A 19227-nucleotide genomic window follows, 5' to 3' on the forward strand; every position below is an offset into this window, starting at 1 on the left:
CTCCTTGAATGGGATGAGGTCTGTCTCAGATGAGCTTCTGGCCGACCAGGTACTCGGCGACCTTCGTGCCGCCGTCGCCGTCGTCCTCGACGCGCTCACCCGCCGCGCGCGGCGGCTTCGGAGCGGCCTCGAGCACCGTCGAGGCGGCGCCGGACAGGCCCAGGTCGCCGGCGTCGACGCCGAGGTCGGCGACGGTGAGGGTCTCCACCGGCTTCTTCTTGGCGGCCATGATGCCCTTGAAGGACGGGTACCGCGGCTCGTTGATCTTCTCGGTGACGCTCACGACGGCGGGCAGGGCGGCCTCGAGGTGGGTCACGCCGTCCTCGGTCTCGCGGTCGACCTTGATGGTCGTGCCGTCGAGGGTGAGCTCGCGGGCGTGCGTCAGCTGCGGCACGCCGAGCAGCTCGGCGAGCATCGCGGGGATCGCACCGCCGCGGCCGTCCGAGGCCTCGTTACCGGCGATCACCAGGTCGTAGCCGTCGACCTTGCCGAGGGCGCCGGCGATGACCTTCGCCGTGGCGATCATGTCCGAGCCCTGCAGCGCCTCGTCGGAGACGTGGATGGCCTTGTCGGCACCCATGGACAGGGCCTTGCGGATGGCGTCGGTCGCACGGTCGGGACCGACGCACAGGACGGTCACCTCGCCTTCGCCGGCCTCCTTGATCTTGAGCGCCTCTTCGACGGCACGCTCGTTGATCTCGTCGATCACCGCGTCGGCGGACTCACGGTCCAGGGTGTGGTCACTCTCGTTGAGCTTGCGCTCCGAGTACGTGTCCGGCACCTGCTTGACCAGTACAACAATGTTGGTCATGGAACTCCTTAGGCGCAATGCAGGGCGTTACTGGGCGGTAGATTATGCGCAAACCCACTGGTACGCGCCCTGAGGTGACCACGTTCACCCGGAATCGCGATTTAGTGGGACGATCGTTCAGATAACTGATCCGCCCGCACCGTCATTACACCATGCGCACGGCTTTTGTCCGAATGCCGCAACGAGGTCCCCCTAATGGGTGCCATCGAGAGGTGGGCGCGTTAGCCTCTTCGGCGTGCCTGTCGCCGTCATCACCGACTCCACAGCCAGCCTGCCGGAGAAGACCGCCAAGCAATGGGACATCTCCGTCGTGCCGGTGCAGGTCGTCGTGGGCGACCGCGTGGACGACGAGAACCGTTACGAACGCGCGGACCTCCTGCGCCGCCTGCGCGCCCAGGAGGACGTGAGCACCCGGCCACCGGACCCCGGCGCGTTCTTCTGGACGTTCCAGGACGCCATCAGTGCCGGGGCGACGGCCATCGTGTGCCTGCACATCTCCAGCAAGCTGTCGGCGACCGCCGACGCGGCGCGCGAAGCCGCCCAGCAGGTCAAGGTGCCCGTGTACGTCCTGGACAGCGGCACCACGAACATGAGCCTCGGGTTCGCCGCCGTGTCCGCGGCGCGTGCGGCCGCGGCCGGCGCCCCGGTGGAGCGGGTCATGGCCGCGGCGGAGAGCCGCATCCGGGGCAGCAGCGAACTCATCTACGTCGACACGCTCGACTACCTCCGCAAGAGCGGCCGCATCGGCCCCGCGGCGGCGTTGATCGGGTCGGCGTTGTCGATCCGGCCGCTGCTGACGGTCCAGGGCGGCGAGGTCGCTCCCCTGGCCCGCGTGCCGGGGACGAAGCGCGCGCTGAACAAGATCCTCGACGTGGCGGTCGAACGGGCGGGCCAGGCGACCGTCGACGTCGCGGTCGCCGCCGCCGACCCGGGCGACCGCGAGCAGCGGATCGCGGGCGAACTGCGCAGGCGGGTGCCCGGGCTGCGGGAGTTGATGACCGTGTACGGCAGCACGGTGATCGGTGCCCACGTCGGCCCCGGCGCACTGGGCATCACCGTCGCCCCGGTGCTCTGACGCCCTGCACTCATCCCGGCCCGCGAACCGGTGCGGTGCGGCCGCCGCGAGCTCACCCCGTCCGCACGCCGACCCGGTATCCTGACCCCGGCGCCGAGGAGGTCCCCGGCGCGGTTCCCGACGAGAGGACCACTCATGTCCCTGTTGCACAAGGTGGCCCGGTTCGCCAAGAGTTCCGCGGGGCGGCGCGCGTTCTACGAGGCCAAGCGCCTTGCCCAGGACCCGCGGACCCGCAGGCAGGCCAAGGAGGCCTTCGAGAAGATCCGCAGCAGGGGCAAGGGCGGTTCCGCGGGCGGCCCGCAGCCACCGGCAGGCCACTGAGCACGGCCGCCGCCCGCCCCGATTACCGGCAAGTAGCCCGGCGTCGGGCGACGGCTACCCTCTCGGCGTGGACACGAGTCGCGCCGAGGCCCTGCATCTCACCGGTGAGCGCACGGTGCCGGGAGTTCCCGAGGAGAACTACTGGTACCGGCGTCACGAGGTGGCCTACCACGTGCTGGACCCCTACTGCACCGACGCGCTCGTCCTGGAGGCCGGCTGCGGCGAGGGCTACGGCGCCGCGCTGCTCGCCGACCGCGCGGCGCACGTCGTGGCGTTCGACTACGACGAGGCGGCCACGCGGCATGTCGCACGCGAGTACCCGCAGACCACGGCGGTGCGGGGCAACCTCGCCTCCCTTCCACTCGCCGACGCGAGCGTCGACGTGGTGGCGAATCTCCAGGTGCTCGAACATCTGTGGGACCAGTACGGTTTTCTCGCCGAATGTCGCCGCGTGCTGCGCCCGGGCGGCAGGCTGCTGGTGACGACGCCGAACCGGTTGACGTTCACGCCGGACAGCGACACTCCCCTGAATCCCTACCACACGCGGGAACTGTCACCGTCCGAACTGGACGAGATGCTGCGCGAGGCGGGTTTCGCCGTGGAGCGCCTCGACGGCCTGCACCACGGCCCCGGTCTCCGCGTTCTCGACGAGCGCTACGGCGGGTCGATCATCGACGCCCAGCTGGCTGTCGTCATGGGCAGCCTGCCGGGGCAGGCCCAGTGGCCGGAAGGGTTGCTGGCCGACGTGGCGGCGATCTCGGCCGACGACTTCGAGGTCCACGACCGCGATCTCGACGCGAGCCTCGACCTGGTGGCCGTGGCGGTGCGCCCGTGAGCGCCGGTGCCCCCGGCGGGGACGGCGGTTCGGAGGGCACGTTCTGCCTGGTACTGCACAGCCATCTGCCGTGGTTGCCGCATCACGGAACCTGGCCCGTCGGCGAGGAGTGGCTGTATCAGGCGTGGGCGCACTCGTACCTGCCGGTGGTGGATCTGCTGCGCCGGCTGGCCGACGAGGGCAAGCGGGACGTGCTGACCCTCGGCGTCACACCGGTACTGGCCGCCCAGTTGGACGATCCGTACGCGCTGCGGGCGATGCACGACTGGCTCGGCACGTGGCGGCTGCGCGCCGAACACGCGGCGACGTTGTGGCGCGGGGACCCGCTGCTGTCCGATCTGGCCGCCGCCGAGTACCGCTCCGCGACGCGGGCACTCGACGATCTGGAGACGTCGTGGCGACACGGCTTCTCCCCCGTTCTGCGGTCGCTTGTGGACAGCGACGTGGTCGAGCTGTTGGGCGGGCCGTTGACGCATCCGTTCCAGCCGTTGCTCGACGAGCGGGTTCGCCGGTTCGCGCTCGCGGAGGGACTGGCCGACACGGAGTTGCGGCTCGGCACGCGGCCGGAGGGGATCTGGGCCCCGGAATGCGGTTACGCCCCGGGCATGGAGCACGGATATGCCGCCGCGGGGGTGCGGCGGTTCCTGGTCGACGGGCCCTCGTTGCGCGGAGACACAGCCGCGGCCCGCACGGTCGGTGAGTCCGATGTGGTCTGTTTCGGCCGCGACCTCGAGGTGACGTACCGCGTGTGGTCGCCGAAGGCGGGTTATCCGGGCCATGCGCACTACCGTGATTTCCACACGTGGGCCCACGAGGTCGGGATCAAGCCGGCAAGGGTCACCGGCAAGGACGTTCCGCCGCACGAGAAGGCGCCGTACGAACCGGCGCGGGCCGCGGACACGGTGCAGGCCCACGTCAAGGATTTCGTGGACACCGTGGTGGCGCGCCTGCGGTCGTTGCGGGAGCGGGACGGGCGGAAGGCCCTGGTCGTGGCCGCCTACGACACGGAGTTGTTCGGTCACTGGTGGCACGAGGGTCCACAGTGGCTGGAGGGCGTGCTGCGCGCGTTGCCGGAGGCCGGCGTGCGGGTGACGACGTTGCGTGGTGCGGCCGAGGCCGGCCACGTGTCCGGTCCGGTGGAGCTGCCCGCGTCGTCGTGGGGCTCGGGCAAGGACTGGCGAGTGTGGGACGGCGAGCAGGTCGCCGACATGGTGGAGTCGAACGCGGCGCTGCAGCGGCGACTGTCGTCGTTGGAGGTGCCGCGCGGGTACCGCGATCCGGTGGCCGATCAGGCGGTGCGGGAGGCCCTGCTGGCGTTGTCGAGCGACTGGGCCTTCATGGTCACGAAGGACTCGGCGGCCGACTACGCGCGCAGGCGGGCGCGGGAACACACCGAGCGGTTCGACACGCTGGCGGCCGCGATCCGCACCGGCGACCCGGCCGGGCCCGCGACGGCGCAGCGGTTGCGCCGGGCGTCCGGCGTGTTCGGACGGTTGGACGCGCGCGCGTTGTAGCTGCCGGCCGCGCGTGCCGCAGCACCGGCCGGGGCTTCGCTCACCGGCGCGTGGGGTGGACGACGGCGGCGGATCCTCCTCCGTGGCGTTCGGGTTCGGCGACGGCCTGGGCTCTGCCGTCGGGCAGCAGTTCGATCGCGGCCACGACCCCGATCGAGGAGGTCTCGCCGAGTTCGTGGCCGCGTTGTGCCAGCTGGTCGCCGTAGGCGTCGGCGAAGGCGGGTTCGGCGGTGACGGTGGCGGTGTTGTGCTGATAGGCGCGTGGTGCGGCGACGGCGTCGGGCAGGTCCATGCCGAGGTCGATGCGGTTCAGCAGGGTTTGCGTGACGGTCGTGATGATCGTCGAACCGCCGGGTGAGCCGACCGCGAGCCACGGCTTCCCTTCGGCGAACACGATCGTCGGGGTCATCGACGAGCGGGGGCGTTTGCCGCCTTCGATGCGGTTGGGGTCGGTGTCGTCGTAGACGTGACTGAAGTCGGTGAGTTCGTTGTTGAGCAGGAAGCCGCGCCCCGGGACGGTGATGCCGCTGCCGCCGGTCTGTTCGATGGTGAGGGTGTAGGACACCACGTTGCCCCAGCGGTCGGTGACGCTGAGGTGGGTCGTGGAGGGCCCTTCGGTGTCGGGCCGGTCGGCGCTGGGTCCGGTCGACCCGTCGCAGGCCGGGTCGTAGTCACCGTCCGCATCGCCGGACGGCACCGGCTTCTCGGCGGCGGTGTCCGGGTCGATCCGGCAGGCCCGTTCGGCGGCGAACTCGTCGGAGAGGAGTTCGCCGGTGGGGACGTCGACGAACTCCGGGTCGCCGCTGTAGGCCGCGCGGTCGGCGTAGGCCAGTGCGGACGCTTCGAGGTAGTGATGCAGCGCTGCCGGTGCCGGCATCGCGGCGAGGTCGAACTGTTCGAGGATGTTGAGGGTTTCGCCCGCGGTGTGTCCTCCGCTGGAGGGCGGGGCCATGCCGACGACCTCGTAGCCGCGGTAGTCGTGGCGGGTCGGTTCGGGGGTGCGCACCTCGTAGTCGGCGATGTCGTCGCTGGTCATCTCGCCGGGCGGCACGGGCAGGTCGGTGCCGTCGGTGACGGGCGGGTTCTGCACGGTGTCGGCGATCTCGTCGGCGAGCGCGCCCTCGTAGAAGGCGTCCATGCCCTCATCGGCGATGAGCCGGTAGGTGTCGGCGAGGTCGGGGTTGCGGAAGGTCGATCCGACGGGCGGTGCCTGTCCTCCTGGCAGGAACAGCTCCGCTGTCGGCGGGATGGCGGCGAAACGTTCCTGGTTCTCCACCGTCATCTCGTGGAACGTCCGGTCGACGTCGAATCCGCGTTCGGCCAGGTCGGCGGCGGGTTCGAGCAGGTCACCCAGCGATCGGCTCCCCCACGACTCGAGCGCGGCCTCCCAGGTGGCCGGTGTTCCGGGGACGCCGACGGCTGCGCCGCTGGTGACCATGTCGGGGAAGAACTCGTAGGGCTGGCCGGTGTCCGGGTCGATGAACGCGTCGTGGGGCATCGCCTGCGGTGCGGTTTCGCGGCCGTCGATGGTTTCGACGGTGTCGCGGGCGGCGTCGTAGTGCACGAAGAAGCCGCCTCCCCCGAGCCCGAGGCTGTAGGGCTCGGTGACGCCGAGTGCGGCCGCGGTGGCCACGGCCGCGTCGGTGGCATTGCCCCCGCGCCGCAGCACGTCGATGCCGATCTTCGTGGCGTCGGCGTCCACCGAGCTCACGGCCCCGCCACGCCCTTCGGCCACCCACTGCTTCTGTCCGGGATTCCGACCGTCGTGCAAGGCATGGCCAGGCGCGGGGTTCTGCGCGGTCTGGTTGTGCGCGGGTCGGTCGTAGGTGGCCGGATCGTGCGCCGGGTGCGCCGACGCCGCTCCTGCGACGAGGGTTCCACCGACGAGGGCGACGGTCGACAGGGCGGCGATGATGCGCGGACGTGGCGGGCGGATCGACGGCATGTGGGCGCTCCTTCGGTTCGCGACCGTTCGGCAGGACGCCGGGCGTCAGATTGTCGCGTCACCGCCAAGCGCCCACAAGGAACTTTCGACGGCAACGTCCGTTCGGAGCACCTGAGAAGCACGGAGACGCCCGGCGGCGAGTCGACCGTCGGTGGCAGCAACCGGCATGTCCGGTGTCAGTCGTCGGAGTCCCGGCCCGCGTCCCCGTTCCCGTCGTCGGGTTCCTCGCCGTCCGCCCGGACGACCTCCCCGTCTCGGATCTCCCCGCGCCACCCTTCGACCGCGTCGGGGTCGAGGATCGTGCGCGTCATCATGTGCCGCTTGATGTGCTTGAAATCCGCGCGGACGCGCCTGCCCTGTGCGCGCCAGAGATTGGCCGTCTTCTCGACGAATCCCTGCGGGTAGTACTCGAGGACCAGCAGGATCCGGGTCAACGTGGGCGCGAGCTCGTGGAACGTCACGGCGCCGTCGACGTATCCCTTGGCACCGCTGGATCTCCACACGATCCGCTCGTCGGGAACCTGTTCGACGATCGTGGACTCCCACTCCCGGTGGGAGAAGAAGATCTTCGCCCGCCAGCTGAGTTTCTCGTCCGACTCCTGCTCGACCTTCTCGACCTTCCTGGTGAAACCGGGGTAGTCCTCGAACGCGGTCCACTGGTCGTAGGTGACGCTCAGCGGCAACCCGACGTCGCACTCCTCCACGATGTTGACGACCTTCCCGCCGCCCTTTCGCTGACCACCACCACCGCCCACCGCGTGCCGCACCGCGCCCTCCACTCTGTTCTTCACGCCGTTCTTCACGCCGTTCTTCATGCCGCCGACACCGATGTCGAGCACCTTCCGAGGATTCGGGAGCAGGTCCTTCACACCGGAGAGGCCGGCGCTCGCACCGGAACCCTCGGGGTTCGTCACCGAGGCGGTGAGATCGGTGATCCGTCCGATCGCCGAACCAACGGCACGCGAGACCCACGCCTCGAGCAGGTCCTGCGCCGCTTCCGTGAGGTGCTCGAGCGGCAGCTCCTCCCGCAGAGTGGGGCGATCCTCGTGCCTGCGCTCCCCGGTGCTCATCGCCCACCGCCCGTGTCCGGGCTACGCGGGGCCCTGGGCTTGCGTGGGGATCGCGCGCGCGATCCCCTGGATTCGTTCGCTTCGGATTCGTTCGCCTTGGCATCGCCCGCCTTGGATTCGTTCGCCTCGGCCTCGTTCGCCTTGGCATCGCCCGCCTTGGAGGAACTCGCCCTGGACGAACTCGTCTTCCTGGAGCGGCCCGAGGAGCCGGATGCGTCGTCGGCGTCTTCCCCCACCTCGTCGGCGCTGTTGTCGGTGCCCTCGTCGGTGCCGTTGTCGGTGCCCTCGTTGGTGCTGTCGTCGGAGCCGGAGGTGTCGGCTCGCCGGCCACGGATGCTGTTGGCACGCTCGGTCAGGTTGTCGCCCAGCGAATCGATCCCCTCGCTGGCCGCCGTGACTGCCGCCGTTCTGGCCGCGCTGAGCAGGCGATCCCGGAACGCACCGGTGAGCTGGCCGGCTCCCGACGAGAGCGACTCGCCCTGGTCCGAAGCGTGCTCGTCTCGTTCCTGACCCTGACCCGCGAGGTGGCGGCCCAGCAGTACACCACCGGCCACGAGCGCGAGTTTCATGGGGCGGCCGCGACCGAGCGTGTAGCCGGCCGCCACCGCCAGGAACGTCCGGGGTGCTCGCTTCATGGCCAACCTCCTGCTGAGCGATGAGACAGACCTACCCTTGCCCGCAGGCGTCCAATCGCGATCGTGCTTCCGAAAATCCTTGCCGGGAAAGCACTTCGTGTGGGCGCGTTTCGTCGGAGCGCCATGCGCCGAACCTCGTGAGACGGCGAACGATGACTCGAGGAACGACACGCACATGGCCGAGCACGAGAATCCCGAAGTGTCCGAAGCCAGGACCGACGACGAGCACGACGACCTCGATGAGCACGTGCCCGGTGCGGGCCTTCCTGCCGCGGCGAGCCAGGAACATCCGGACGTCTACCTCGACGTCCCGCAGGTGAAGGTCGACGAGATCAGCCTCGAGGTCGAGAACCTGCGCGCCAAGGTGTCCTTGCAGGCCGAGGTGCTGGATCTGCTCAAACTCAACGTCGGCGTCGACGCCGAACTCGGCCGGGTCGCGCTGCGGATCACCGGTGTCGAGGCAGAGGCCCAGCTGACCGTCCGCCTGGACAACGTGGCGGCGATACTGGACCGGGTTCTGACGACCATCGACCGCAACCCGCAGATCCTCGAACAACTCACCCGCGGCGTGGGCAGGGCGGCCGAGGAAGTCGGCCAAGGTGCGGGATCCGCGGTGCACCACATCGGTGAAGGCGCGGGCGGTGCCGTGGAGGACGTCGGAGCGGGCGCCGGGGACGCGGTTCGCGAGGTTGGTTCCGGAGCCGGGGGTGCCGTTCGCGACGTGGGCGAAGGCGCGGGCGGCGCGGTTCGCGACGTGGGGGAAGGCGCCGGCGGTGCCGTTCGCGACGTCGGGGAAGGCGCCGGCGGCGCGGTTCGCGACGTGGGTGAGGGCGCGGGCTCGGGGATCGAGGAACTCGGTTCCGACGCGGGCGAGGCCGTGGAGAACGTCGGTTCCGACGCGGGTGAGACCGCCACTCAGGTGGGCCGGGGCGCACGCGCCGTCGTCGACGAGGGTGGCGATGACGGTGGCGATGCCGGCAACGGCAGCGGAGACGGCGACGACGCCGGCAACGACAGCGACAGCGACGGCAGCGACGGGGAGGACGCCCCGGCGGATCGGCGCGAGCCGGAAGAGCCCGCGCGTGGACGCCGCCGCACACAGCGCACACCCTCGACACGTTCCCGGCCGACACGTCCCAGAAGGAGAACCGAATGAACGCCCGCCGGAGGGCCGATGTGACCGTGCACGCCAGCGTCCGCGCCCGGGAGATCACCTTTCTCGAACAGCCCGAGACCCGTATCTCGATCACCGGGGACGCCGACGAACCGACGTCCACCTCGGTGACGCACCGCACCGGGCTTCCGAAGCCGGTACGGGCCCACACCCGTTATCTCGACATCCACGTCGACCACACCACGGCCGCCGACGTGCACGATCCCGGGGACGCCTGACCTGCCCTGTCGCGCCACGTGCGGCGTGGGGGCGCCACTGTCACCGGGAACCGTCCGCGATCACCGCGCGATTGCACTCCACGGCCCGCGCGATGTCCACTTTGAACACGCGGCGGTCGTAGGTGAGCAGTCCGTTCACCTCGTTCTCGACGTCGGTGGTCTGGGTGTAGACGGCGGCCGACAGGCCGAGATCACGGACGACGGTGCGGAGTTCGGCGCTGACCTCGACGTAGCGGCGGGTGAGTTCGTCGTGGTCGGCCGTCATCTCGTAGGCGATGGGATCGCCGGGCCAGGTGTGCCCGTCGACGACGAGGCCGAGGCCGCCGTACTCGCCGTCGGCGGTGGCGCGGTGGTCGGTGGCGAGCGGGCGCCCGGGACCGACGTAGGTGTGGTCGTCGTAGATGTGGCCCGCTCCGGTGTCGGGATGGGAGTGGCAGCAGTTCACGCCGCTGTCGGCGACGACGAGGCGGGCCGGGTCGGCGGCCATGAGGGCCGTGGTGATGCGTTCGGTGTCGTATTCGCCCCAGCCCTCGTTGAACGGGGTCCAGACGACGAGTGAGGTCACCGAGCGCAGGGCGGCGACCATCTCCCCCAGTTCGGTTTCGAAGCGTTCGCGCGCCGTGGCGACCGGCGGCGCCTGTGGCCCGGGCGGGTTGTCGAGCACGACGGGCAGGGACGGCATGTCCTGCCAGACGAGCAGTCCGATGCGGTCGGCCCAGTGGTACCAGCGGGCCGGTTCGACCTTGACGTGTTTGCGGACGGTGTTGAACCCGTAGGCCTTGGTCTGCTCGAGGTCGAACCGGAGCGCCTCGTCGGTGGGCGCGGTGTAGATCCCGTCGGGCCAGTACCCCTGGTCCAGTGGGCCGTGCAGGAACGTCACGGACCCGTTGAGGGTGATCCGCGGCCTGCCGTGGGCGTCGGGGGCGAGACCGATCGTGCGCAGGCCGCCGTAGCTGCGCACCTCGTCCACGACCTCGCCGTCGCCGTCACGCACCCGCACGGCGATGTCGTAGAGGTGCGGATCGTCGGGGCTCCAGTGGCGCGGTTCGGCGACGTCCACACGGACGCGTTCGCCCGGAGCCGCGGTGACGGTCGTGTCCGCGACGGTGTACTCGACGGTGAGCCCGGTGGGGTGCGTGGCGTACAGCTCCGCGGTCAGGTCGAAGCCCGCGAGGTCGGAGGTCACGTCGAGGTGCCGCACCCCGGACGTGGGGACCGCCTCGAGCCACACCGTCTGCCAGATGCCGGATGCGCCGGTGTAGAGAATCCCCTCGGGGTGGTTGGCCTGTTTGCCGACCGGGAAGGTGCCGCTGTTGCCGGTGTCCTCGGCACGCACGAGCACCTCCTGCTCCCCCGTCTCGCGCAGCACGCCGGTGATGTCGACGCCGAACGGCGTGTATCCCCCTTCGTGCCGGGCGACGAGCTGGTGGTTCACCCACACCGTGGCGATCTGGTCGACCGCGCCGAAGTGCAGCACGACGCGTCCGTCCCGCCAGTCGCCGGGCACGTCGAAGGTGCGCCGATACCACATGAGCTCGACACGGCGGCCGATTCCCGAGAGCGCGGACTCCGGCGGGAACGGCACGACGATCCGCTCACGGCGGGCGGTGGGCGGGTCGTCACCGGCCGAGGCGAGGCTCGTGAACTCCCATCGGCCGTTGAGCGAGCACCAGCGGTCCCCGCGGGTGAGCTGGGGCCGGGGATGTTCGGGCAGCGGATCGTCGGAGTCGACCCGATCGGTCCACGGCGTCGTCAGGGTGACCGCCGGGGTGTCGGCCGACGGTTCGTTCTCGGGCTCCGCGACATGTTCGGCACTCATCGACGCCGATCGTTCCAGACCGCCCGCGATGCGGTCTCCTCCTCGCGCAACGTGGCTGGGTCGCTCGAACAACGCTGCTGGGTCGCTCGCGTCTCACCCGCGGGCGGTCCCGGCTCCACGGAATGCGACTCGCGAGTAACCTCCAACCATGCGCGTGCTGATGCTCTCGTGGGAGTACCCGCCGGTCGTGGTCGGCGGCCTGGCCAGGCATGTCCACGCCCTGGCCCGCCACCTGGTGGCCGCAGGGCACGACGTGACCGTGCTGTGCCGGCACGTCGCGGGCACCGACGCCGAGACCCACCCGACCTCCCACGACGTGGTCGAGGGCGTGCGCATCGTGCGCGTGGCCGAGGACCCGCTGCACGTCACCTTCGAACGCGACCTGGTCGCCTGGACACTGTCGATGGGCCATGCGATGACCCGCGCGGGCTATGCCCTGCTGGCCGAGTGGCGACCCGACGTCGTGCACGCGCACGACTGGCTGGTCACCAACCCCGGGGTCGCGCTCGCCGACGCCGCGGGTGTGCCACTGGTCGGCACCATCCACGCCACCGAGGCCGGGCGGCACTCCGGATGGCTGTCGCATCCACTGAACCAGCAGGTGCACTCCGTGGAATGGTGGCTGGCGAACCGCGCCGACGCCCTCATCACCTGCAGCCAGGCCATGCGCAGCGAGGTGGCTCAGCTGTTCGACGTCGACGCCGACGCGATCAGCGTGATCCACAACGGCATCGAGGAGCGCAGCTGGCAGGTCTCCGACGAGGAGATCACGACGGCACGCGACAGGCACAGTCCGAACGGCGGGCCCCTGCTGTTGTACTTCGGCAGGCTGGAATGGGAGAAGGGGGTCCAGGACCTGCTGGACGCCCTGCCCGAGGTGCGGGCCCGCCACGAAGGCACCCGCCTGGTCGTCGCGGGCGTCGGCAGGCACCACGACGAGCTCGTGGCGCAGGCACACCAGCTCGACCTCGACGACCAGGTCGACTTCGTCGGTCACCTGCCCGACCGCACGTTGCGCGCAGTGCTCGCCGCCGCCGACGCGGTGGTTCTCCCCAGCCGGTACGAACCCTTCGGGATCGTCGCGCTCGAGGCCGCGGCGGCACGCAGGCCGCTCGTGGCCTCGACCGCGGGCGGACTCGGCGAGGTGGTGCTCGACGGCGAGACGGGACTGGCGTTCGCCCCCGGCGACGTACCCGCGATCACCAGGGCCGTGGACACCGTGCTGGCCGACACCGAGGCGGCCGAACGGCGGGCACTGGCCGCGCAGTCCCGATTGGCCGCGGACTTCGACTGGGCCCGGATCGCCGACAGCACCGCGGACGTCTACCGCCGCACCACGCCGCGCGGACCGCAGGAGTTCAGCCGTCCCAAGATCCCCACGGGCAACGTCTTCGACCTCGAGCAGAGCTGAGGCTCCGGGCCGTCCGTCGTGCGGGGACACCCACGGTCCCTGCACGACGGACCGGCCGCGCAGCAGGCGATCCGGTTCTGCCCGCGATCAGTTCAGCTGCTGGGAGATCTCGTCGGCGTAGGTGCCGACGCGGGCGTAGACGCCCGGGGTGTTGGGCCGCGCGCAGCCCTCGCCCCACGACACGACGCCGGCGAGCACGCCGTCGACCACCAGCGGCCCACCGGAGTCGCCCTGGCAGGCGTCGACGCCGCCCTCGGGCAGGCCTGCGCAGACCATGCTCGTGGCGTCGTAGTCACCGCCGTAGGCCGACGAGCAGTCCTCGTCGGAGGAGACCGGGACGGTGCCCTGCAGCAGGGTGTCCGAGGCCGAACCGCCCTCGGACGTGGTGCCCCAGCCCGCCACGGTCGCGTCGCTTCCCGGGCTGTAGACCGGCGCGTCGGTGCCCGAGGCCAGGTCGATCGTCTCGGCACCCGACACCGGCGACGACAGGGTCAGCACGGCGACGTCGGCGCCCGAGGTCACCGAGCTGTAGTCGGGGTGCACCCAGATGTCGCTGACGGGGGTCTCGGTGCCCTCGTCGGTGGTGAGGTCGGTGCGGCCGGTCACGGCCACGACGTCGGACGGGTCCTGGCCGTCGGCGCAGTGCGCCGCGGTGAGGACCTTGTCCTCGGCGATGAGCGAGCCGCCGCAGAACTGGAAGCCCGTCGAGTCGGTGAGCGCCACCGCGTACGGGAACTCGGAGATGTCGGCCGGCGAGCCGCCGACGACGTTCGGCGTCACGCCGCCGGTCTCGTCCGCGTTCGCCATCGAGATCGAGCCGAGGCCGAGCGCGAGGGCAGCCACACCCACACCCGCGGTGCGGGCCACCTTGCGTGCGGTTCGAGCCATGGGATGTACCTCCATCTGGGAAGTCAGGTGAAAGTCAGGTGGGAAAGTCACTGACCGCACGCCCATAGCAACGCAAAACTTCGGCACCGACAAGCGACGTTAGTACTGGCAACACCAGGGGATTGCATTCGGCGGCCGGATGTGCATCACGCCGGATCTCGTCCCGAATCAGCAGGTCGATGGGCTGGCAACGAGGCACGCCGAAAGGAGGTGCCCGGCCCCGGAACCGGTACGAAAGGGATCACGTGCGCCGCCGGGCCACGCCGCGAACGGCCCGTTCACACCACGCCGAAAGCATGTCCGAACCGGACACGGCACCACTGCGCCGGCACGGCAGCACGGCAGCACGATCAGCACCGCGCAGGCGCGTCCGGGTTCGGCTCAGGACCGGTAGATGGCCTCGTAGTCGGCCCACGCCTGCGCGTCGGCCTCCTTCTCCTTCTCCTGGCGGATGGCGCGTGCCTGGCCGTACTCGAAACCGTGCTTGGCGACCCGCAGCTCGACGCTCTCGTCGCCGTAGGCCTGCGAGTAGAAGACACCGACGAGGATCGCCATCAGCGACAGCGACAGCCGCAGCCCCAGTGGTCCCGGCAGGAGCAACCAGACCGACGCGAGGGGCAGGACGTACACGCAGTTGCGGGCGGCCAGCCGCCACCGCCACCCTCGCGCGGTCGCATCCTTGAGCACCCACGGGGCGAGATGCTGCGGCAACCGGCCGCCGACCGAGTAGCGAAGCCACTGAAGGGGATTGGGCCGAACCTGTTCGCCGCGCCGGGTCATGATGCACAGGCTAACAGTTAGTACGCTAACGATCAGCCGGCCGATCGACACCCGAGGCCGATCAGCACACGAGACCGATCAGCACACGAGGCCGGCCGACGGACGAGGAAGGCGCGATGACCGAGATCGACCTGGGTGAGGACCCACTGGCCCTGGAACGCCAGGTGTGCTTCGCGCTGTCGGTCGCCGCGCGCAGCGTCGTGGGCGTCTATCGGCCGCTGCTCGAACCGCACGGGCTGACACATCCGCAGTACCTCGTGCTGCTCGCGCTGTGGGAGCGCTCACCGCGCTCGGTCCGCGACTTGGCCGACACCCTCTGCTCCGAGCCGGCGACGCTCTCCCCACTGCTCAAGCGCCTCGAGGCGCTCGACTACGTCACGCGGCGCCGCCGGCAGGGCGACGAGCGCACCCTGGAGGTCTCGCTGACCGCGGCGGGCGAGGCGCTGCGGGCCGAGGCGGAGAAGATCCCCTACCGCGTCGTCGAACGCCTGGGCATCGACGTGGCCGACCTGGAACGGCTCAACTCCGCCCTGCACCGCGTCATCGCCGCCGCGCGCGCGTGACCACGCGGTACGGGCGCCGTCACGCCGCGGCGTTCGCCCGCAGCGAGCGGCCCAGCGCCTCCTTCAGCAGGCCGATCCCGTACAGCAGGTAGCCGACGGCGACGACCGCGACGAGCAACATGGCGATCGTCCCGGCGAAGCCGTCGTCGCCGGCGTCCAGGAACGGATAGATGTCCAGGCCCGCCGCGAGGTAGTAGACGAGGTAGGCCAGCGGGAACGCGATCCAGGTCAGCGGATGCCACCAGCGCGCACGGCCTTGGCTCCTGCCCACGAAGCACCAGTCCACCAGCACCAGCAACGGCGTCGCGATGTGCTCGAACGGCAGGTAGTCGGCGTCCCCGCCCATCAGGCCGAAGTACGCCCCCGCGACGAGCAGCAGCAGGACCGTCGTGGCACCGCGCAGCCACGGACTGCCCGGCTCGTGCCGCCTGCCGCCGGTCAGCAGGGGATACAGCAGCAGCCCGACGAACACGAGGCCGGCCACGAGGCTGGCGAGCTGGCTCAGCGCCTCGAAGTTCCGTGTCCAGCCGGTGGCGTCTCCGACGCCGTACAGCGCGCACCCCGCCACGACCAGCCGCCATACCACGACCCCCGCCAGCACGGCCGGATGCACCCGCTCCGGAGGAGGTTCCGGCGGGCGGACGGGCATGTGCGGCGGATACGGAGCCTGGGCCGGATACGCCTGCGGCGGATGCGGCATCCCGCCCTGCGGCCGGTACGAACCCTGCGGCCGGTACGAACCCTGCGGCCGGAACGGAGCCTGCTGCGGGAACGGGGCCTGCTGCGCACCGTGATGCGGGCCCTGCTGGGGAGGCCGAGGCGGATGCGGCACTGTCATGGGACCATCCTGGCACTGCACCGGTGGCACCGCGGTGGTACGACCGCAACGGTGTCGCCCGCGAGCAGGCGCCACAAGAAGCGGCCCGGGCCCCGCACGAGAAAGGGGGCACCGTCTGCCGCGAGGCGGGAGCGCGGCAGACGGTGCCCCTTTCGTTCGCGCTGCTCAGACCGTGGCGTTGGTCAGGTAGCGCGCGTATGCACCCGTGGTGAGGAAGCCGGGAAGCTTCTCCCCGAGCGCGGTCTCGACGAAGATCTCGCGCGCGTCGGACAGCCGGGTCTCATCCCCAAGATCGGCACGCACCGCGGCGAGTTCCTCGTCGAGCCACTCCGTGACCAGCTCACGCGTGAGGGCGGTGCCGTCCGTGAGCTTGGTGTCGTGCCGCAGCCACTGCCACACCTGGCAGCGGGCGATCTCGGCCGTGGCCGCGTCCTCCATCAGACCGTGGATCGCGGCGGCACCCGTGCCGCGCAACCACGCGTCGAGGTAGCGCAGCGCGACGTTGATGTTGCCGCGCACGCCGTCCTCGGTGACCTCGCCGCCTGCACTGGCGACATCGAGCAGGTCGGCCGCCGTGACGTCGACGTCCTCCCGCGTCCGGTCGAGCTGGTGCGGCCGGTCGCCGAGCACACCGTCGAACACCTCGCGGCAGGTCGGAACCAGGCCGGGGTGGGCGACCCAGGAGCCGTCGAAGCCGTCCGTGGCCTCGCGCTGCTTGTCCTCCCGGACCTTCTCCAGCGCGACGGCGTTGGCCTCCGGGTCACGGCTCGGGACGAACGCGGCCATGCCGCCGATCGCGTGGGCCCCGCGCCGGTGGCAGGTCTGCACCAGCCGCTCGGTGTAGGCCCGCATGAACGGCACGGTCATCGTCACGTCGGCCCGGTCGGGCAGCACGAAGTCCGCGCCCGCGTGCCCGAAGGTCTTGATCATCGAGAAGATGTAGTCCCACCGGCCCGCGTTCAGCCCTGCGGCGTGTTCGCGCAGTTCGTACAGGATCTCGTCCATCTCGAACGCCGCGGTGATCGTCTCGATCAGCACCGTGGCCCTGATCGTGCCCTGCGGCAGGCCGATCTCGCGCTGCGCGAGGCGGAAGACGTCGTTCCACAGCCGCGCCTCGTGGTGGCTCTCGAGCTTCGGCAGGTAGAAGTACGGGCCGAGGCCCTTCGCGACGAGCCGCTTGGCGTTGTGGAAGAAGTACAGGCCGAAGTCGAACAGGCTCGCCGACACCGGCCGCCCGTCGATGCGGACGTGCTTCTCCACCAGGTGCCATCCGCGCGGGCGGGCGACGGGCGTGGCGGGGTTCTCCCCGATGACGTACCGCTTGCCACCGGCCTCGAAGTCGATGTTCCTGCGGATGGCGTCGTAGAGGTTCAGCTGGCCACCGACGACGTTGTGCCACGTCGGCGACGTCGCGTCCTCGAAGTCGGCCAGCCACACCTTCGCGCCCGAGTTCAGGGCGTTGACCGTCATCCTGCGGTCGGTGGGCCCGGTGATCTCCACCCTCCGGTCCTCGAGGCCCGGGGCCGGAGCTGCTACCTGCCAGGAGGAGTCCGCACGGATCGCGGCCGTCTCGGCGAGGAAGTCGAGTGTCTCCTCGCCCGCGGCGATGCGCTCGCGGCGGCGACGCCGCTCGTCGAGCAGTTCCCTGCGGCGCTCGGCGAAGGCGTTGTCCAGCTTCGCGACGAACGCGAGGGCGGCGGGCGTGAGGATCTCGTCGAACCGGTCGGCAGTCTCGCCGGTGACGGTCAGCCTGTGGTCGAACCTGTCAGCCATGATCGGACCCCTCTCGGGCGGACACTCCGGACGCGGAGTGGGTGGCGAAGGCGCGGGGCGGGCCGGCCGGATCGGACGTGACCGGCCCACCCCGCGTCAGGGGGAAGGTGCCCTCAGAACTGGGCTTCCTCGGTCGAACCGGTGAGCGCCGTGGTGGAGCTCTCCGGGTTCAGGGCGGTGGACACCAGGTCGAACCAACCGGTGCCGACCTCGCGCTGGTGCTTGGTGGCCGTGTAGCCGCGCTCCTCCGAGCCGAACTCCTTCTCCTGGAGGTCGACGTAGGCCGACATGCCGTTGCGGGCGTAGCCGTAGGCCAGGTCGAACATCGAGTAGTTCAGCGCGTGGAAGCCGGCCAGCGTGATGAACTGGAACTTGAAGCCCATGGCGCCGAGCTCACGCTGGAAACGCGCGATCGTGTCGTCGTCGAGGTGCTTCTTCCAGTTGAACGACGGCGAGCAGTTGTAGGCCAGCATCTGGTCCGGGTACTCGGATTTGACGGCCTCGGCGAACTTGCGCGCCATCTCCAGGTCCGGCGTGCCGGTCTCCATCCAGATGAGGTCGGAGTACGGCGCGTAGGCCTTGGCCCGCTCGATGCAGGGCTCGATGCCGTTGCGGACCTTGTAGAAGCCCTCCGAGGTGCGCTCCCCGGTGAGGAACTGCTGGTCGCGCTCGTCGACGTCGCTGGTCATCAGCGTCGCGGCCTCGGCGTCGGTGCGGGCGATGATCAGCGACGGCACGTCCATGACGTCGGCGGCGAGGCGCGCGGCGTTCAGGGTGCGCACGTGCTGCTTGGTCGGGATGAGGACCTTGCCGCCCAGGTGGCCGCACTTCTTCTCGGAGGCCAGCTGGTCCTCCCAGTGCACACCCGCGGCACCGGCGTTGATCATGCCCTTCATCAGCTCGAACGCGTTGAGCGGACCACCGAAGCCCGCCTCGGCGTCGGCGACGATCGGGGCGTACCAGTCGATGCTGGTGTCGCCCTCGGCCCACGTGATCTGGTCGGCGCGGCCGAGCGCGTTGTTGATGCGGCGCACGACGGCAGGCACCGAGTTGGCCGGGTACAGGCTCTGGTCCGGATAGGTCTGGCCGGAGAGGTTGGCGTCGGCCGCGACCTGCCAGCCGGACAGGTAGATCGCCTTCAGGCCGGCGCGGACCTGCTGGACGGCCTGGTTACCGGTCAGCGCGCCGAGGGCGTGCACGTAGTCCTCGGTGTGCAGCAGGTTCCACAGCTTCTCGGCACCCCGGCGAGCAAGCGTGTTCTCCTCCACGACGCTGCCGCGCAGCTTGGCCACGTCGGCCGCGGTGTAGGCCCGCTCCACGCCCTTCCAGCGGGAGTCGGTCTCCCACTTCTTCTGCAGCTCCGCAGCCGTCTGCTCCAGGTTCTGTGCCATCGAACTCTCCACCTTTGCGAACTTTGCGATTAACTCGCTGTGTGTAGAGACCATGACATGCGCTGCGAAAACTCGGCCACATCTCCAATTTGCAAATTTCTGCAAAATTTCCGTACGATGTTGCGAAGGTTGTGAACCCGGCGTTCACACCAACGGGAAAAGACGG

The 19227-nt window shown here is 70.3% G+C and carries 18 protein-coding genes; 8 read left to right on the top strand and 10 right to left on the bottom strand.

Annotated features, from left to right (window positions below; genetic code table 11):
• Nucleotides 1-25: 25 nt before the first annotated feature.
• Nucleotides 26-811, bottom strand: a complete 786-nt coding sequence (locus IF64_RS0105495; RefSeq protein WP_030530912.1) for an electron transfer flavoprotein subunit beta/FixA family protein — start codon at nucleotides 809-811, stop codon at nucleotides 26-28.
• A 235-nt stretch (nucleotides 812-1046) separates the two neighbouring features.
• Between IF64_RS0105495 and IF64_RS0105500 the strand changes: the two genes are divergently transcribed.
• The 4 genes from IF64_RS0105500 to IF64_RS0105515 all read left to right on the top strand — a co-directional run bounded on the left by IF64_RS0105500 (nucleotide 1047) and on the right by IF64_RS0105515 (nucleotide 4556).
• Complete coding sequence (locus IF64_RS0105500) at nucleotides 1047-1886, top strand: DegV family protein (protein WP_030530913.1); 840 nt, start codon at nucleotides 1047-1049, stop codon at nucleotides 1884-1886.
• Nucleotides 1887-2021: 135 nt separating this feature from the next.
• Nucleotides 2022-2207, top strand: a complete 186-nt coding sequence (locus IF64_RS25210; protein ID WP_036875810.1) for a hypothetical protein — start codon at nucleotides 2022-2024, stop codon at nucleotides 2205-2207.
• Nucleotides 2208-2274: 67 nt separating this feature from the next.
• Nucleotides 2275-3042 (top strand): class I SAM-dependent methyltransferase, encoded by a 768-nt coding sequence (locus IF64_RS0105510; RefSeq protein WP_030530914.1) that lies wholly within the window; start codon nucleotides 2275-2277, stop codon nucleotides 3040-3042.
• Nucleotides 3039-4556: a 1,4-alpha-glucan branching protein domain-containing protein gene (locus IF64_RS0105515; protein ID WP_030530915.1), complete on the top strand. Its 1518-nt coding sequence runs from the start codon at nucleotides 3039-3041 to the stop codon at nucleotides 4554-4556. The genes IF64_RS0105510 and IF64_RS0105515 overlap by 4 nt, the downstream gene beginning before the upstream one ends.
• A 40-nt stretch (nucleotides 4557-4596) precedes the next feature.
• On the opposite strand, the gene ggt is transcribed toward IF64_RS0105515, so the two are convergent.
• The 3 genes from ggt to IF64_RS27010 form a co-directional block, all read right to left on the bottom strand.
• The gene (ggt, locus tag IF64_RS0105520) at nucleotides 4597-6501 is read right to left on the bottom strand and encodes a gamma-glutamyltransferase (RefSeq protein WP_030530916.1); all 1905 of its coding nucleotides are present in this window, start codon (nucleotides 6499-6501) and stop codon (nucleotides 4597-4599) included.
• Nucleotides 6502-6677: 176 nt separating this feature from the next.
• Nucleotides 6678-7571: an SRPBCC family protein gene (locus IF64_RS0105525; RefSeq protein ID WP_051757499.1), complete on the bottom strand. Its 894-nt coding sequence runs from the start codon at nucleotides 7569-7571 to the stop codon at nucleotides 6678-6680.
• Nucleotides 7568-8206 (bottom strand): hypothetical protein, encoded by a 639-nt coding sequence (locus IF64_RS27010; RefSeq protein ID WP_051757500.1) that lies wholly within the window; start codon nucleotides 8204-8206, stop codon nucleotides 7568-7570. The genes IF64_RS0105525 and IF64_RS27010 overlap by 4 nt, the downstream gene beginning before the upstream one ends.
• 175 nt (nucleotides 8207-8381) lie before the next feature.
• Here IF64_RS27010 and IF64_RS27620 point away from each other — a divergent pair, with 175 nt between their 5' ends.
• Both IF64_RS27620 and IF64_RS0105540 read left to right on the top strand, forming a co-directional pair.
• A complete protein-coding gene (locus IF64_RS27620) occupies nucleotides 8382-9362 on the top strand; it encodes a TrbL/VirB6 family protein (protein WP_211252533.1) in 981 nt (326 codons plus the stop codon).
• Complete coding sequence (locus tag IF64_RS0105540; protein ID WP_030530920.1) at nucleotides 9359-9598, top strand: hypothetical protein; 240 nt, start codon at nucleotides 9359-9361, stop codon at nucleotides 9596-9598. The genes IF64_RS27620 and IF64_RS0105540 overlap by 4 nt, the downstream gene beginning before the upstream one ends.
• Before the next feature lie 40 nt (nucleotides 9599-9638).
• Here IF64_RS0105540 and IF64_RS0105545 read toward each other — a convergent pair whose 3' ends face one another.
• Nucleotides 9639-11417 carry a glycoside hydrolase family 2 protein gene (locus tag IF64_RS0105545; RefSeq protein ID WP_051757501.1) on the bottom strand — a complete coding sequence of 593 codons (1779 nt, stop codon included), beginning with the start codon at nucleotides 11415-11417 and terminating at the stop codon, nucleotides 9639-9641.
• 148 nt (nucleotides 11418-11565) lie between these two features.
• On the opposite strand from IF64_RS0105545, the gene IF64_RS0105550 reads away from it, so the two are divergent.
• A complete protein-coding gene (locus tag IF64_RS0105550) occupies nucleotides 11566-12828 on the top strand; it encodes a glycosyltransferase family 4 protein (RefSeq protein WP_030530922.1) in 1263 nt (420 codons plus the stop codon).
• Nucleotides 12829-12915: 87 nt separating this feature from the next.
• Here the strand turns inward: IF64_RS0105550 and IF64_RS0105555 are convergent, their stop codons facing one another.
• Both IF64_RS0105555 and IF64_RS0105560 read right to left on the bottom strand, forming a co-directional pair.
• Nucleotides 12916-13716, bottom strand: coding sequence for a serine protease (locus tag IF64_RS0105555; RefSeq protein WP_030530923.1), 801 nt, complete (start codon nucleotides 13714-13716; stop codon nucleotides 12916-12918).
• A gap of 381 nt (nucleotides 13717-14097) precedes the next feature.
• Nucleotides 14098-14496: a DUF5313 family protein gene (locus tag IF64_RS0105560; RefSeq protein ID WP_030530924.1), complete on the bottom strand. Its 399-nt coding sequence runs from the start codon at nucleotides 14494-14496 to the stop codon at nucleotides 14098-14100.
• A gap of 116 nt (nucleotides 14497-14612) precedes the next feature.
• Here IF64_RS0105560 and IF64_RS0105565 point away from each other — a divergent pair, with 116 nt between their 5' ends.
• Nucleotides 14613-15059: a MarR family winged helix-turn-helix transcriptional regulator gene (locus IF64_RS0105565; RefSeq protein WP_030530925.1), complete on the top strand. Its 447-nt coding sequence runs from the start codon at nucleotides 14613-14615 to the stop codon at nucleotides 15057-15059.
• 19 nt (nucleotides 15060-15078) lie between these two features.
• Here IF64_RS0105565 and IF64_RS25910 read toward each other — a convergent pair whose 3' ends face one another.
• From IF64_RS25910 to aceA, 3 genes are all read right to left on the bottom strand, one after another.
• A complete protein-coding gene (locus IF64_RS25910) occupies nucleotides 15079-15897 on the bottom strand; it encodes a hypothetical protein (RefSeq protein WP_051757502.1) in 819 nt (272 codons plus the stop codon).
• 165 nt (nucleotides 15898-16062) lie between these two features.
• On the bottom strand, nucleotides 16063-17670 hold the full coding sequence (gene aceB / locus IF64_RS0105575; protein ID WP_030530927.1) for a malate synthase A: 1608 nt from the start codon (nucleotides 17668-17670) through the stop codon (nucleotides 16063-16065).
• Nucleotides 17671-17783: 113 nt separating this feature from the next.
• Complete coding sequence (gene aceA / locus IF64_RS0105580; RefSeq protein WP_030530928.1) at nucleotides 17784-19061, bottom strand: isocitrate lyase; 1278 nt, start codon at nucleotides 19059-19061, stop codon at nucleotides 17784-17786.
• Between the last annotated feature and the right edge of the window lie 166 nt (nucleotides 19062-19227).

The organism is Prauserella rugosa, from assembly GCF_000719975.1.
Lineage (GTDB): Bacteria > Actinomycetota > Actinomycetes > Mycobacteriales > Pseudonocardiaceae > Prauserella > Prauserella rugosa.

What these genes read in the sequence shown, in the direction of transcription:
- ggt (WP_030530916.1), bottom strand. Translation starts at nt 6,501, where the DNA reads ATGCCGTCGATCCGCCCGCCACGTCCGCGCATCATCGCCGCCCTGTCG.
- aceA (WP_030530928.1), bottom strand. Translation starts at nt 19,061, where the DNA reads ATGGCACAGAACCTGGAGCAGACGGCTGCGGAGCTGCAGAAGAAGTGG.
- IF64_RS0105555 (WP_030530923.1), bottom strand. Translation starts at nt 13,716, where the DNA reads ATGGCTCGAACCGCACGCAAGGTGGCCCGCACCGCGGGTGTGGGTGTG.
- IF64_RS27010 (WP_051757500.1), bottom strand. Translation starts at nt 8,206, where the DNA reads ATGAAGCGAGCACCCCGGACGTTCCTGGCGGTGGCGGCCGGCTACACG.
- IF64_RS0105545 (WP_051757501.1), bottom strand. Translation starts at nt 11,417, where the DNA reads ATGAGTGCCGAACATGTCGCGGAGCCCGAGAACGAACCGTCGGCCGAC.
- IF64_RS0105565 (WP_030530925.1), top strand. Translation starts at nt 14,613, where the DNA reads ATGACCGAGATCGACCTGGGTGAGGACCCACTGGCCCTGGAACGCCAG.
- IF64_RS0105560 (WP_030530924.1), bottom strand. Translation starts at nt 14,496, where the DNA reads ATGACCCGGCGCGGCGAACAGGTTCGGCCCAATCCCCTTCAGTGGCTT.
- IF64_RS25910 (WP_051757502.1), bottom strand. Translation starts at nt 15,897, where the DNA reads ATGACAGTGCCGCATCCGCCTCGGCCTCCCCAGCAGGGCCCGCATCAC.
- IF64_RS0105550 (WP_030530922.1), top strand. Translation starts at nt 11,566, where the DNA reads ATGCGCGTGCTGATGCTCTCGTGGGAGTACCCGCCGGTCGTGGTCGGC.
- IF64_RS25210 (WP_036875810.1), top strand. Translation starts at nt 2,022, where the DNA reads ATGTCCCTGTTGCACAAGGTGGCCCGGTTCGCCAAGAGTTCCGCGGGG.
- IF64_RS0105540 (WP_030530920.1), top strand. Translation starts at nt 9,359, where the DNA reads ATGAACGCCCGCCGGAGGGCCGATGTGACCGTGCACGCCAGCGTCCGC.
- aceB (WP_030530927.1), bottom strand. Translation starts at nt 17,670, where the DNA reads ATGGCTGACAGGTTCGACCACAGGCTGACCGTCACCGGCGAGACTGCC.
- IF64_RS0105495 (WP_030530912.1), bottom strand. Translation starts at nt 811, where the DNA reads ATGACCAACATTGTTGTACTGGTCAAGCAGGTGCCGGACACGTACTCG.
- IF64_RS0105525 (WP_051757499.1), bottom strand. Translation starts at nt 7,571, where the DNA reads ATGAGCACCGGGGAGCGCAGGCACGAGGATCGCCCCACTCTGCGGGAG.
- IF64_RS27620 (WP_211252533.1), top strand. Translation starts at nt 8,382, where the DNA reads ATGGCCGAGCACGAGAATCCCGAAGTGTCCGAAGCCAGGACCGACGAC.